This is a genomic window from Vibrio sp. JCM 18905 (assembly GCF_055393305.1).
The window spans coordinates 859,700-873,389 of sequence record NZ_AP043878.1 but is presented as its reverse complement, the minus strand read 5'-3'; the positions used below and the strand labels follow the sequence as shown (position 1 = coordinate 873,389).

General features: G+C 48.7%; 9 protein-coding genes. 3 read left to right on the top strand and 6 right to left on the bottom strand.

Going from position 1 to position 13,690, the window contains the following annotated elements:
• Nucleotides 1-302 precede the first annotated feature (302 nt).
• The gene (locus ACZ5ZC_RS03840) at nt 303-2,189 is read left to right on the top strand and encodes a methyl-accepting chemotaxis protein (RefSeq protein WP_053808230.1); all 1,887 of its coding nucleotides are present in this window, start codon (nt 303-305) and stop codon (nt 2,187-2,189) included.
• 116 nt (nt 2,190-2,305) lie between these two features.
• Here ACZ5ZC_RS03840 and fecE read toward each other — a convergent pair whose 3' ends face one another.
• The 6 genes from fecE to ACZ5ZC_RS03810 all read right to left on the bottom strand — a co-directional run bounded on the left by fecE (nt 2,306) and on the right by ACZ5ZC_RS03810 (nt 10,396).
• Complete coding sequence (gene fecE, locus ACZ5ZC_RS03835) at nt 2,306-3,070, bottom strand: Fe(3+) dicitrate ABC transporter ATP-binding protein FecE (protein WP_017634499.1); 765 nt, start codon at nt 3,068-3,070, stop codon at nt 2,306-2,308.
• A gap of 2 nt (nt 3,071-3,072) precedes the next feature.
• Nucleotides 3,073-4,044 carry a FecCD family ABC transporter permease gene (locus ACZ5ZC_RS03830; protein WP_139059654.1) on the bottom strand — a complete coding sequence of 324 codons (972 nt, stop codon included), beginning with the start codon at nt 4,042-4,044 and terminating at the stop codon, nt 3,073-3,075.
• Nucleotides 4,041-5,000, bottom strand: coding sequence for a FecCD family ABC transporter permease (locus ACZ5ZC_RS03825; RefSeq protein ID WP_370687806.1), 960 nt, complete (start codon nt 4,998-5,000; stop codon nt 4,041-4,043). The genes ACZ5ZC_RS03830 and ACZ5ZC_RS03825 overlap by 4 nt, the downstream gene beginning before the upstream one ends.
• Nucleotides 5,001-5,074: 74 nt before the next feature.
• Nucleotides 5,075-5,998, bottom strand: coding sequence for a Fe(3+) dicitrate ABC transporter substrate-binding protein (locus ACZ5ZC_RS03820; RefSeq protein ID WP_054866865.1), 924 nt, complete (start codon nt 5,996-5,998; stop codon nt 5,075-5,077).
• Between the two features lie 101 nt (nt 5,999-6,099).
• Nucleotides 6,100-8,238 carry a TonB-dependent siderophore vibrioferrin receptor PvuA gene (pvuA, locus tag ACZ5ZC_RS03815; RefSeq protein ID WP_464931797.1) on the bottom strand — a complete coding sequence of 713 codons (2,139 nt, stop codon included), beginning with the start codon at nt 8,236-8,238 and terminating at the stop codon, nt 6,100-6,102.
• Between the two features lie 121 nt (nt 8,239-8,359).
• Entirely contained in the window at nt 8,360-10,396 is a 2,037-nt protein-coding gene (locus ACZ5ZC_RS03810; protein WP_464931796.1) for a TonB-dependent receptor, read from the bottom strand.
• Nucleotides 10,397-10,645: 249 nt separating this feature from the next.
• Here ACZ5ZC_RS03810 and ACZ5ZC_RS03805 point away from each other — a divergent pair, with 249 nt between their 5' ends.
• Nucleotides 10,646-11,857: an ATP-grasp domain-containing protein gene (locus ACZ5ZC_RS03805; RefSeq protein WP_301606653.1), complete on the top strand. Its 1,212-nt coding sequence runs from the start codon at nt 10,646-10,648 to the stop codon at nt 11,855-11,857.
• Nucleotides 11,854-13,686 (top strand): IucA/IucC family protein, encoded by a 1,833-nt coding sequence (locus ACZ5ZC_RS03800; protein ID WP_464931795.1) that lies wholly within the window; start codon nt 11,854-11,856, stop codon nt 13,684-13,686. Before ACZ5ZC_RS03805 ends, ACZ5ZC_RS03800 begins: the two co-directional genes overlap by 4 nt.
• Nucleotides 13,687-13,690 lie beyond the last annotated feature (4 nt).

The following is a 13,690-nucleotide window of genomic DNA, read 5'->3' as shown; positions in this document are numbered from 1 at the left end:
TTTTAATGGATTATTTACTACTCAAATGTGACGTAAATCACCTTTTAATGAAATCAATTATCATTTACAAAAATAGACATATCCTTACTTTACAAATAGATAAATAACACAACTTAAAAGCCTTTTTCTTATTTGATGTAAAACTCAAAATCGCGACATGGAGTCAGTATTTATTTTGAGCAATAAAATATAATTATTGAACAGATTCGAATCTGACTTTCTGCTGCATATTCAACGGCTCGGTGAGTCCTGATGAGAATAAAAACACAACAACTATTATTCAAAGATCTATTATTCGCTTTATGTTCAAAAATCTATCATTAAAAAACAAACTGGCAATCTCTGCCAGTGCTGCCATCATTCTCGGGGGAGTGCTGGTAGAAGGGCTGTCTTTTCGAGATTCATTAAACAGACTGGATGTCGAAGTCGCGCAACGACTAGAAAGCACCAGCGCATCTTACAATCAATACGTAAAGGACTGGTTACTCTCAAAAGAGCGTGCACTGACGTCACTCTCTTCCGATTCAGAGAAGCGTTCTCTGGTTACGCACTTGAAACAAGTCCGAGACTCTGGCGCGTTTGATAACGTCTTTCTCGCTTACCCAGACGGCTCACAAGACAACGCTAATGGGGTGGTTTTGCCACCAGGTAATAACGACCCTCGCAAATGGGGTTGGTACACCAACGCCATTGCCAATCCATCGAAAGTCTTTATGGATAACCCAACCGTCGCAGCGGCCACGGGGGCCAACGTCGTGTCGCTTGGTAAAGCACTGCAACTACATGGTCAAACCGTCGTTCTGGGTGCTGACGTCGAGATCGGTGATATTCTGAACAGCCTCAACCAAGTGATCCTACCGGGTGAAGGCTATATGTTTATTGCCAATGAACAAGGCAATATTTTCACCCATAACGACGGTAAGCTGCTGAACCAACCTGTTAGTAAGCTAGGCCTAAACAACAGCGATATTACCTCTGCCGCACGTTCCGGTACAGAGCGTCGCGTCTCGATTAACAACACCGAATATGTGGTTTACGCGCGCCATATTGAGGGCACCAAACTCACAACGGTCACAGTGTTAGATCAAAACTCGTTAGTTGCCCCACTTTACGATGCTGTTTGGGATCAGATCATCGCAACCACTATCGTCGTCGTTATCTGTGTAGCTTTGTTTAATCTGCTATGTAACATCTTGTTCCGTCCACTCTACAACGTTTCGAATGCGCTTGCGCAAATCGCCAACGGTAGCGGCGATCTGACTCAACGCATCAAAGTAGAAAACCGTGACGAAGTTGGTGAACTGGCTGAAAACTTCAACCAGTTTGTTGAAAGTTTACAGCAGCTTATTGGTCATATTCGTCACCAAGCGGAAGAACTAAGCCAGCAATCAGAACTGAGCACGACTCGCGCGAATCAGTCGGTTTCTGATCTGAACCATCAGCAACAAGAAATCACTATGGTGGCGACCGCTGTGACCGAAATGGCATCGGCAACGCAAGAGATTGCAGCGCATGCAGAGCAGACGGCTAAAGCCGCTCAAGACTCTTCAGCGAGCACACAAAATGGTCATGAACTGGTGATCAATTCCAAATCGTCCATCAACAATTTGTCTTCTGAAGTCAACCAAGCGAGCGTTGTTATCGGCGAGCTCAACCAGCACGCGCAAGACATCTCAACCGTGCTATCAACGATTCGAGACATCGCAGAGCAAACCAACCTACTTGCTCTCAATGCGGCGATTGAAGCGGCGCGTGCAGGTGAACAAGGTCGCGGTTTTGCCGTTGTTGCAGACGAGGTTCGCGTGCTATCACAACGCACACACACCTCAACCGAAGAGATTCGCTCGACGATCGAGACCTTGCAGCAAACCACACAACGCGCAGTGACCATCATGGATACAAGCTCTCAGCTCGCGCAAGGTTCGGTGGAAGATGCTGATCGCGCAGCACTGGCTCTGGATGAAATCAACGCGGCCGTTGCGCTGATCAGCGATATGGCAACGCAAATTGCGACCGCCGCCGAAGAGCAAACGCACGTAACCAATGAAATCACACAAAACGTCACGTCAATTAAAGATGTGACCGATCACTTGGTAGTTGGTGCCGAAGAATCGATGAATCAATCTGCTGAGCTGAAATCGCAAGCCGAGGATCTCAACTCGAAAGTGGCAACATTTAAACTGGCTTAAACGCCACGTTAAGAACGCTCTTAAAAACAACAACCCCGCTAGCAACTTTGTTACTAGCGGGGTTTGTTTTTATGGATCGACGTTTTTATTGCAGATAGCTTTCGAAAGACGTAAACCTACACCGCCACACACATCGGTGTGCCTGAGATTGGGTCGTTAAATACTCTCGCTTGTAAATCAAACACCGATGACAACATGCCTTCTGTCATTACCTCTTGCGGCGTTCCCTGCGTGACTAACTGACCTTTTTCCAACACCACCAAATGATCGCAGTAACGGCACGCTTGGTTTAGATCGTGCAGCACTACCACCACAGTTTTGCCTTTGTCGTTCATCTGCCTCATGAGTTTCATCAGCTCAACTTGGTGAGAAAGATCCAAGTAAGTGGTTGGCTCATCAAGCATCACTACGTCGGTATCTTGCGCCATTACCATCGCAATCCACGCCCTTTGCCTTTGACCGCCAGACAGCGATTCAACTGGCTTGTCAGCAAACTCAATCACGCCAGTATCTTGCATTGCTTGCTCGACTAAGGTCTTGTCTTGTTGACTTAACCGGCCCCAATGAGAGAGGTAAGGCGAGCGGCCATATTCGACCAGTTTTCTGACGGTAATGCCTTCAGGGCTGACAAGAATCTGCGGCAGCAAAGACAACGAACGCGCCAAGCGTTTATCACCGTAGCTGCTTAGTGGTTTGTCGTCATACAACACTTGGCCAGAAGCGGGTTTATTGATGCGTACCAAGGTTTTTAATAGTGTCGATTTCCCGCAACCATTTGGACCAACTAGTGCGGTAATTTTACCTTGAGGAATCGACAAAGAGAGATCTGGAATGATGGTCTGTTTGCCGTACGCGACGGATAAGTTCTGCGTTCGCAACATGCTTACCAACCTCTATAACGATACAAAAGAAAAATGAAATATGGTGCGCCAATAACAGATGTCAGCACTCCCGCTGGTAGCTCAATTGGCGGCTGTAAGCCTCTCGCTAAACCATCGGCGCAAATCACCAACAAAGCGCCAAGGGTTGCAGCGGCTGGAATCAACAACTTGTGGTTGTGGCCAAACAGCAAACGCGCAAGATGCGGCGCAAGCAGGCCAACAAAGCTGATCGTGCCTGCCACAGACACACTGATGCTCGCCAATAGCACGGCAGCAATCAGCGCAAGAATTTGGATCTGTCTTGGTTTCGTGCCAAGTGTAGTGGCGCTTTCTTCTCCCAGTCCCATCACATCTAACCTCCATGCCAACCAAAACGCCAATGGCAGTAGCAGCAATAGAGCACTCCAAATAAACGGCACTTGTTGCCAGTTTCGTCCCCACAAACTGCCGGTTAGCCATACCATCGCCGTGTTGATTTCGATAGGGTGCACAATCAGAAGAAAATCGATACCGCTGGCTAAAAATGCGCTGACAGCAACACCAATCAGCGCCAAACGTGCTGGTGTTGGTTTCGACCAGTAAGCCAGCACAGCAATAAAGCCAGCAGCAAGCAAGCCTCCCGCCATGGCGACCATCGGCAACATTGCCACTGGCGCATTCGGATACAGCACCAAACAAGCGGTAGCCGCCAGTCCTGCTCCGGCGCTTATCCCCATTAAATCTGGTGAGGCAAGTGGATTACGGATGACGCCTTGAACTAAAACGCCTGACAGCCCCAACCCAGCGCCCACGCCAATGGCGAGCAACATTCTCGGTAATCGATATTGGTGAATCACAAAGTCCGAGCCAGAGAAAGAAAACAGTAATGCAAAAACCTGTTGAGCCGACATGTTCGCCGCGCCAACAAACAGCGTGAGAGAAGACGCAATCAGCAACAATCCAACTAATGCAAACAGTTTGGTTTGATTCATCATGATGATTTCCTCATTGCAATCGCGATAAAGCAAGGTGTGCCCAACAGCGCGGTAATCACGCCCACTGGCGTTTCAGCCGGAAAGGCAATCGCTCGTGATAAAGCATCTGACCACGTCACCAATGCCGCGCCACACAAGGCGGAAACCGGAATGAGAATGTGATAGTTGTGACCAACAATCGGGCGTACCAAGTGCGGCACTAACAACCCGACAAAGCCAATTGGCCCAGCAATCGCTACGCTAGTTCCTGCCAACAGCACAACCGCTAAACCACTGATAAATCGCGTAAGACGAATGTTACCACCTAGCCCAACAGCAACTTCGTCCCCCAACGCGAGTAAATTTAAGTTTCGCGCTAAGCCCATGGCGAGCACCAAACCTAAAGTCGCAAAAGGCCACAGTTGCTGCCACTGCTCAGAATCTACCGCAGAGAGTGAACCCGTTAACCAATGCAACACGCTGTAAGCCATGTCATCCGCCAAAATTACCGACGCACGAGTTAACCCTATCAGCAGTGCACTGATGGCAATGCCCGCTAGCACTAAACGCAATGGGTGAGAACGCGCGGAGAAAAAACCGCCCAACAACATGACCGCACCACCACTTAGTAGCGCGCCGAGTACTGCGTTGATGATTGGGTTCAATTGACTAAAGAATGGTACGCCGATGGACGCCAAGGCCATAAAACACGCCGCACCGGCATTAATGCCGAGAATGGATGGCGACGCCAAAGGGTTACGAGTTAATCCTTGCATCAGCACTCCGGATACCGCAAGCGAAGCGCCAATTAATAACCCAGCATAGGCACGAGGCGCACGCAGCGTCGCGAGGATTTGATGCAGCATATTGCCCTCATCAAACGCAAACCAATAGCTTGTCAGATCATTAACGCTCAAAGAAAAGTTGGACCAGCCAATCATTGAGGCTGCATAGCCTGAGAGCGTACACAACGCCATAGCACAGACAAACAAGCTCGCTTTCCAATGCGATTTGCTAACCGAAGACGCGCTTTCCGAGCTTATCGCCGCACTCATGAGCGCTCCAATAACGCTTCAAGATTGCGGGCAATTTCTTCCGCAGCCAACATGCCGCGATTTAACGACCACAGTTCAGGAGAAACCTCAACAAGTTGCTGTTTTTTCGCAGCAGTTAGCAACCTAAACAATGGGTTTTTGCGCCACTCATCCACAATATTTGGTTGAGAGTAAAGTCCAACTAACAACCAATCAGGGTTGGTTTTTAGTAAAAGTTCGAAACTGGTTGGGATATACGCTTTTTGCTCAGATGGAGCCAGCGGGCTTTGGATGTCCAGCGTACTCAAAACGCCCCCAGCGTAAGAAACCGGGCTATGCAGCCACATCCCTTTGTCAGAAACCACACCAAACTGAATGGTTTCTTGTGTCGCAAAATGCTGTTTGAACTCCGCCATTGTCTGTTTGTGCTGCTCAATTCGTTGTGTCATTTTCGCTTGTTTGCCAATTGCCACGCCGATTTTGTGTGCGGATTCGAGATTTTCTTGATATGTCTCACCACGGCTTTTTAGCAGCAAGGTTGGCGCAATTCGCTGCAAATCTTGATAAATCGCACGATGACGTTCTGCATCAGCAATGATCAAATCCGGCTTGAGCACCGCAATCGCCTCTAAACTCGGTTGTGAGCGCATGCCGACCGATTGCCAAGGTTCAATCTTGGCTCGAACAGCAGGGATAACTCGTGTGGCATCGTTGTCATCGGCAACGCCTACCGGTGAGACATCGACTGCCGCTAATGCATCGACAAACGAAAACTCTAAAACCACAATACGTTGAGGTATCGCTTCTAACTCAAACGTGCCTTGCTCATCTTGCACGCTGCGCGCCTGAGAAAATGCGCTAAATGACATCAAAGCTGAGCTCAGTAGCATCAGCAAAACGGTTGAAAAGTGTTTGATCGTAAATTGTTTTTTATTTTTCATCTTGCTTTTTTCCAGTGCTAAGAGTTTTCCAGTACCTAAGATCGGCAAAGTCGCCAAGGTAAATTGGCGACTTTTCTTTTCAAACTCGGTGAACTAAACGCTTAAAACTGATAGTTCAGATCCAGTGTGTAAGAGCGTCCCGGAGCTGGGTACCGACCAACTGGGCTTGTATCAATCCCGCGGAAGTAATACTCCTCGTCAAACAAGTTGTTCACCGCAACATTCATGCGTAACTTGCCTTTGTCGTCTTTGTATAAATCCGTCCCCAAGTTGAAATTCCACACCATGTAAGATGGTACTTTACCCGTTGCGCCTGTTGCATCTTCGGCACTGGTGTTGGCGTTATCGGTATACGAGTCACTGAAGTAGAAGCCCGATAGCGTGGTGTCCATGCCGTAAAATGCGTAGGTTGCATCCCAACCAAGCTGATGCTTAGAGGTGTAAGGCAGTTGATTACCTTTATTCTCACCTTCTTCTTCAAGCGTAGCGTCTAGATAGTTATAGCTTGCGCCTAAACTCAGTGCAGGTAGTGCTTCAGGCACGTAACGAGCAGAAAGCTCTATGCCTTGGTGAAGTGTTTTTCCGATGTTATCGAAGGTCTGCGTTGAGCTTTGCCATTGCAATTGATCTTCAAAGTCGATGCGATAAAGTGCAGCGTTAAAGCTGGTCGCATCTTGGGTGTAACGCGCGCCGACTTCGTAGTTCCAAGCCAGTTCGCTACCTTCTTCACCCAAACCTCGGATGTAGGCAATTTGTGGCGCACGAAGTGATTTTTGCGCGTTCGCATACGTCACCCACTGGTCAGTTAAGTTGTATGCCACCGTCAAACCTGGCAACCATTCCGTCACGGTGTTGTCTGCCGTTTGTTTTTTACCACGATCGGTAAACGTCATTCGAACCGACTCAACACGCAACCCAGGCGTTACCTTCAATGTATCATTGAACAAACCAATTTCGTTGCTAACGTATCCAGCAAACGCGTCCGTATCTAGATGCCAATCACGCGGAACGCTGGTTGCACCACCGGCGATTGGAGTCTGAGTGAGTTTGTAGTCAATGTCTTCGTTAACATAACGGGTACCCACGATCCAGTTTTGAGTAACGGATTTACCTTCGCCAAAGTACATCGCCATTTTTGGCTCTATACCATACACGGTAAATTCACGTGGAGAGGTACGAACGTCCGTCGCTGGCAAAGCCGGATCTGCCCAATGGCCACCCGCGCTGTTAAAGCCCCACTTGAAAAGACGCTCTGACTTATGGCCAAACGTTAGCACTTCTAGCTCGGCACTGTTGGCAAATGGCAAATCGTGGATGTACTTAACACTCCAGCGCGTCGACTTACCTTCATAATCATCGTAAGGACGTTTCGATTGATGACGATCTTGCTCGTAATCTTGTGGCGAAAGTGCGCCCGGCATTTGCGTTTCAGCATCGTAACGTTGCAGGAATGCTTGAATCTCTTGAGTATCACTCAGTAGCCACTGTGCTTTAGCTTGAAAGTTCTTCACGTCCGTATCGGAATGTTCACGGAAGCTTTCGCCTTTTAGGAAGTTACCCTCCAACTGCAGCGCGAATGTGTCGCTTAACCAACCGCCCGTGCGTAGGTAAAAATCATTCAGCGGCGCATCACCGCCATCAAACACGGTAAGGCGGTTACTGATTTCAGTTTGCCAAGTGTGTGGAATCGGTTTGGTCACTAGGTTGATCACACCACCGACGTTGTTTGGACCGTACTGCACTGCGGCACCGCCGCGTACAATGTCAATACGATCAAGCATCGACAGCGTTGCTGGGAAGATAGACTGACCAGTATGGCCGTATGGCGCGAGCGTTAGCGGCACACCATCCATCAAGAACTGCGCATGACCACTGCGGCTTGCTTTCAAACCACGTACGGAAATGTTAGGCAATACGCCCGTTCCGCTTTCATCCTGAACTTTAATACCCGGAACACGCTGTAGCGCATTATCGATCGAACCAGCTGCAGTTTTCTCAATTTGATCACGGGTAATGACGGTACGAGCACCTGGGTACTCTTTGACATCTTCAATTTCAGAGTTACCAATCACGCTACCAGTGACAACGACGGTTTCCATCGCGGTAGTTTGTTCTTTTTTAGCAGGAGCGGCAACTGCGCTCATGGAGGTGGCAGAAGCGATAGCAATAGCGAGCACACTGTAAGTGGTAGACAAACCAGCACGTACACGCACTTTACCATCCAAATTCTGGTAAGACATTAAGGTCTCCTTTGCGAGAAATTGAGCCTCGGGCAAAACATTTCCCGTAGGCTCTCGGGGCTAAACATCCTCAATAAGAGGCAAAAAATCGGCTAACGTGCGCCAAATACGCACAACAAGCCTAGAACTGGTATCCGTAGCTAAGCATGAACTCGGCTGGTGCGCCGTAGCCAATCTGGTTTAGGCCAGACGTGCCGTTTGTTGCGCCAAGAATGTATTTCTCATCCAAAATGTTGTAAGCGTTCGCTTGGATCTTGTGACGACCAGTGGTGTACGCCGCCATCAAATCCACCGTGGTGTAATCGCCAAGTGCGACGGCTTCGTCGTTCCCTGCATAACGGTCGCCCACGTATTTCACGCCGCCACCCAAACGCCAGTTGTCATCCAATTGGTAAGTGCTCCAAAGGGAGAACAAGTGGTCTGACACATCATTCGGCTTTTTACCTGTGGCTTTGTCTTCTGCGTCCAAGTAGCTGTAACCAACAGAGATATCCCACTGTTTGGTGATTTGGCCACGAGCTTCTAGCTCAATGCCTTGGTGACGTACTTCAATTTTGTCGATGACATCGCCGTCTACGTTAGTTTGTGGCTGCTCTTGGTCGATCTGGAACAGTGCCGCATTCAACATTAATGCGTTATCCAAAAGGTACGCTTTCGCACCCACCTCTTTTAAGTCGGTGTGGAAGAACTCCGCCAATTTTGGATTGATGTAGATACCAGCGTACGGTAACTGCCAAGAGCGCGCTAAACTCGCGTATACGGATGTGTCGGAATTGATGCGGTATACCAAACCAGCACGGTAGCTGAATTTGTCATCATCCAATTTTTCCTTATCTGAGCCCGCTTTTTGTTGTTCGAGCTCCATCGAGTCGTAACGCACGTTACCGATCAAAGAAAGGTCGCCCCACGTATAGACGTCTTGCACATACAAACCTGTCGTGGTGGTGGTATTGTCACGAAATGGCTTAAAGCCCGGATCAGGCGTTGGGCCAATGACTGGGTTGTAGATATTTTGCGGAGGAAGCGTTTTGTCACTTGCCAACGTTAGGTCGATATCGATCTGGTTGAAATCTGCACCCACCATCAATTGATTGTCCCTGGTTTCCCAAACCAACTCAGATTGCAAAGTGGTTGTAGTACGAGGATCGTAACCAAAATTGTTCACGGTTTGAGACACTTCATTGCCCGTCACTTTGCCCTGACGCGTGCCTTTTTGCTCAAGTTCAATATGGTTGAACGCCGCTCGGTTGTTCCATACCCATTGATCATTCAGACGCCATTCGTAGTCCACTGCAACGCGAAGACTGTCTGACTCCTGATAGTCGTTTGTGCCGCCAAAGTAAGTGCTTACTGGCAAATCAACTGGCTTGCCATTTTTTGATGGCACACCACGATATGGCACTAGTTCTTGATGGGCGTATTCCACGTCAATATCAATGGTGTGACCATCCGCTGGTAACACACGAATGGTCGGTGCAATGAAGAAATCGTTTGAATCAACATGATCAACGTACGAGTCGGCTTGACGGTATTCCAAGTTAATACGCCCGTTGACCTTATCTGTAAACGCCATTGAGCTGTCGACCTGACCGACATACTGGTTGTTGCTGCCTACACTGCCGTTTACGTGAGTAAAATTCTCACCGTTAGCGCGTTTCGTCACCAAGTTGATGATGCCCCCAGCCGAGCCACGGCCATACAATGCGCCCGCAGGGCCTTTCACAATTTCAACGCGTTCAACGTTCGCTAAGCTGCGGTAAGACTGCAACGTACCGTCATCTCGCAAGCCATCACGGTACATATCGTTGAGTGAATCAAAACCACGGATCATGAACTGATCGCGGCTGCCTTCGCCCAAGGTGTTATTGACCCCGGCTACCCCATCTAGCGCATCCACTAAACGCACCGCGCCTCGGTCTTGCATTTCTGTTTTCGTTACTACAGATACCGCTTGTGGCACATCAAGCCATTCCACATCGGTTTTGGTGCCTGATTGAGGCATGTGCTCAGCATAACCTTCGTACTGATGACCGAAGACTTGAATCGTTTCAGTTGCTGATGAGGTTGAGTTCGTCTCTTCTGAAGCCACTGCGCTTGGTGCTACTAGTGAAGAACCAATCGCGACCGCCAAGGGGGGCAGGGTCAATAATTTATTCATTCCATAATTCCGTTTAGTTGTTATAAAGCCAACGGATGGAAATAAGAACAAATATTATTTCTATTTGCAATATTAATTTTATGCTCTATATTTATTTACCCTAAAAACACAACTAACAACAAAAAAACCAAACATAATAACAATAAACACTAAAACTTCTGCCCTCCGTCTCGCGAGAGGCACATTGGAAGACGACCGTGAGCGACTTTATCAACGTTAGAAGAAAATGTTAGAAAATTAGGAAAGCTCATGAAATCTACGATGATTATCGTAAGTCATGTCGTTAACGATGCAGTCACTCACGGCTTCGTGCCTGCAGCTAAAGCGATGGACCTTCACGTCGTTCTTATCACCGACCACAAGATCAGCCATTTAGAGCTGGCGAGTCGTGATAGTCACTTTAATCCGGATACCATTCTAGAATGTGATGTCTTCAACCCATTAGAACTCATCGAAACCATCACGGAGCATGAATTAAATCCAGACGCTATTTTTAGCAATAGTGATCACTTACAAACTTCCACCGCCATCTGCGCGCAATTTTTTGGCCTCCCATCCAAAGATTGGTCTGTCACGTTAAAAGCCAAAAACAAACACTTAACTCGACAAGTGTTAAATGAAAAAGCCCTACCCAACACAAAAAGCTGTTTGCTGCACCGCCATTCGAATGTGGCATTAGGCATGGCCTTTCCTGTCGTGGCAAAACCCAAAGAAGGCGTGGCAAGTTTAGATGTGCAGCGCTGTGACTCCCAAAGCGAGCTCGATGCTTACTGCGATGCGTTTTGGCAAAAACACCCAAACGCCGCCATTCTGGTGGAGCAATTCCTTCAAGGGCCTTTGGTTACGCTCGAAACTCTGGGAGATGGTGAGCGCCTTATCGCCGTGGGCGGTTTTGATGTGTCGCTCTCAGAGCCGCCTTACTTTATCGAAACAGCCGCAGACTGGAACGGACCAAACGGCATTGCTCACCGAGAAGCTTGCTTGGCTCAACTGAAAGCGTTCGGCGTTGGTTTTGGAGTTTGCCACAGCGAGTTTATCATTACGGAAAATGGCCCGGTTCTGGTGGAAATTAACTACCGCAGTATTGGAGATGGTCGCGAATTCTTGCTCAACAATCTCGCTCACTTCGGCTGGTTTAGCACGATTTTGGGTCTGCATCTGGGTCGAAGATTGGACGGCGATTACCAAATTCATGGGTCAGCGCACGTGCACTACGTAGTTGCGGAACACAGTGGTGTGATCGACGGAGGTTCGACGTCGTTCATCCAACACGATGACGATATCATCACCCAGCAACAGGTACTAAAAGCCGCTGGAGAACACTTCCAGCAGAGTTATTCCAATAAGGATTATCTCGCCCGAATTTCGATTGTCTCACCATCAGGGCGAAACCTCGACCAAGCGCTGCAGAACGCGCTTAGCAATTTCGATCTAGCTCCGACTCGTGAGGTGGCAGCATGAACGACAACGCTTTGTATCTAACGCAACGATTGATCGACACTTGCTTACGCGAAGACATGTTTGGCATTTTGTCGAAAGCCAAGTTCAGTAGCGACGCGCCAAAAGGGGTAATTGTTCCTCAAGGCGAGCAAGTCTGGCTGATATTTGCCAACTCTTATTTCACGTTGTATTTACCCGTTGCGCCAACGTATTACATGCAGCACTGGCGCTACGGTCACGCCAATGACGAAACACCACAAGGTTGGTGGGTGGAGAAAAATGGCCAAGTCGAGCATCAGCAGCATTATCAAGAGTGGATTGCGCTGCTAACGACACTGGCGCATGAGAGCTCTCACGAATTGTTGGCGGGGTATCTTCAAGAACTGGAATGTGCAGAGAAACACAAAGCGCTGTGTGACCAAGCATTTCATCATCACGCAGACCACATTTCTCAACCAATATCCAAGCTTGGTTCTTGGCATCAAAAACTGCTGCTAGCCGACCAGATCGCTTCTTACCTTGACCACCCGTACTATCCAACTGCGCGTGCGAAGTTTGGTCTGAGCGATGAAGACCTTGCTAAGTACGCGCCCGAGTTCGCACAAAGCTTTGCTCTGCATTGGATTGCGATTGAAAAATCACTGGTGACATTAACCAGCGAACAACCTGATTGCTGGCCAACAATGGAACAAGTCGGGCTTCCTGCTGATTTTGCACTGAGCCACGTACTGTTCCCTGCGCATCCGCTCACCCTTCGCTCTTTGGAGGCCTTACCTGAAGGCATGATAGAAGCGCCGTTTACGTACCTAGACGTGACGCCAACGCTTTCCGTTCGTACTGTGGTAGTCAACGACGCGCCGCATATTCACATTAAAGTTCCGCTCATCATGCGTTCGCTAGGCACGAAAAACATTCGCTTAATCAAGCCTTCGACACTGTATGACGGCCACTGGTTTGAACGCCTACTCTGCCACCTTGAACAAACGGACGCCGACTTAAACACGCGATTGTTCCATTGCAACGAAAAACACGGTGGACACGTCGGCGAGGATAAAACCTTCGCGTACATCGTCCGTGAGTACCCACTTACTCATTGCCAAGACAAAGCGTTAGTTCCGGTTGCAGCACTGGCAAGCCCAATGCCTGACGACCGCTTGTTCTTAGAACATTTGGCAGAGCAGTATTATCAACAAGATACGCTGGCGTGGTTCCAAGATTACGTCGACTTATTATGCCAAGTGCACCTCACCTTGTGGCTTCGTTATGGCATCGCATTGGAGTCTAACCAGCAAAACGCCATCGTTGCATTTAATCAACAGGGCAAAATGACGCTCGCGATGAAAGATAACGACGCGGCGCGAATTTGGCCAGAGCGCTTCCACTTCGCAACAGAGCATGCCGCCCAAAAACACGGTGCAAAAACACTTCCAGTGGATTGCGATGAACTGCTCGACCAACGCATCAAAGTCGACAACGAGTTGGCGCTCGGTCAGATGTTTACCACCATCACATTGCAACTGGATATCGCGGCGATTGTAGAAGCCATGGCAGCGAAGGGCATTGCCTCTTCAGCATCGCTTTACGCCATCGTGGCCAAAAGCATTGCAGAGCAACTCAACCGATTGGAAGGCGAAGGGTTAGAAACAAAACTGGCACGCGAGTTACTGCAAGAGGCACCTGATTTGTACGCCAAGTACTTGTTGAGCTCTGGCAGTTTGCTCTCGAAAGAAGCCTCCGGCGCGAGCGACATCAATAAGTTCTATGGTTTGTCGGCTCCGAACTTCTTGCTGCTTTCTAGCGAAGAAGCGCAACGCGCCTACTTAGAAGCCATCAAAAAAAGCGTACGTTAAACGA

Bases quoted from the DNA above. Each gene is read 5' to 3' on its own strand.
- ACZ5ZC_RS03840 (WP_053808230.1), top strand. From the start codon at position 303: ATGTTCAAAAATCTATCATTAAAAAACAAACTGGCAATCTCTGCCAGT.
- fecE (WP_017634499.1), bottom strand. From the start codon at position 3,070: ATGTTGCGAACGCAGAACTTATCCGTCGCGTACGGCAAACAGACCATC.
- ACZ5ZC_RS03830 (WP_139059654.1), bottom strand. From the start codon at position 4,044: ATGATGAATCAAACCAAACTGTTTGCATTAGTTGGATTGTTGCTGATT.
- ACZ5ZC_RS03825 (WP_370687806.1), bottom strand. From the start codon at position 5,000: ATGGCGTTGTGTACGCTCTCAGGCTATGCAGCCTCAATGATTGGCTGG.
- ACZ5ZC_RS03820 (WP_054866865.1), bottom strand. From the start codon at position 5,998: ATGAAAAATAAAAAACAATTTACGATCAAACACTTTTCAACCGTTTTG.
- pvuA (WP_464931797.1), bottom strand. From the start codon at position 8,238: ATGTCTTACCAGAATTTGGATGGTAAAGTGCGTGTACGTGCTGGTTTG.
- ACZ5ZC_RS03810 (WP_464931796.1), bottom strand. From the start codon at position 10,396: ATGAATAAATTATTGACCCTGCCCCCCTTGGCGGTCGCGATTGGTTCT.
- ACZ5ZC_RS03805 (WP_301606653.1), top strand. From the start codon at position 10,646: ATGAAATCTACGATGATTATCGTAAGTCATGTCGTTAACGATGCAGTC.
- ACZ5ZC_RS03800 (WP_464931795.1), top strand. From the start codon at position 11,854: ATGAACGACAACGCTTTGTATCTAACGCAACGATTGATCGACACTTGC.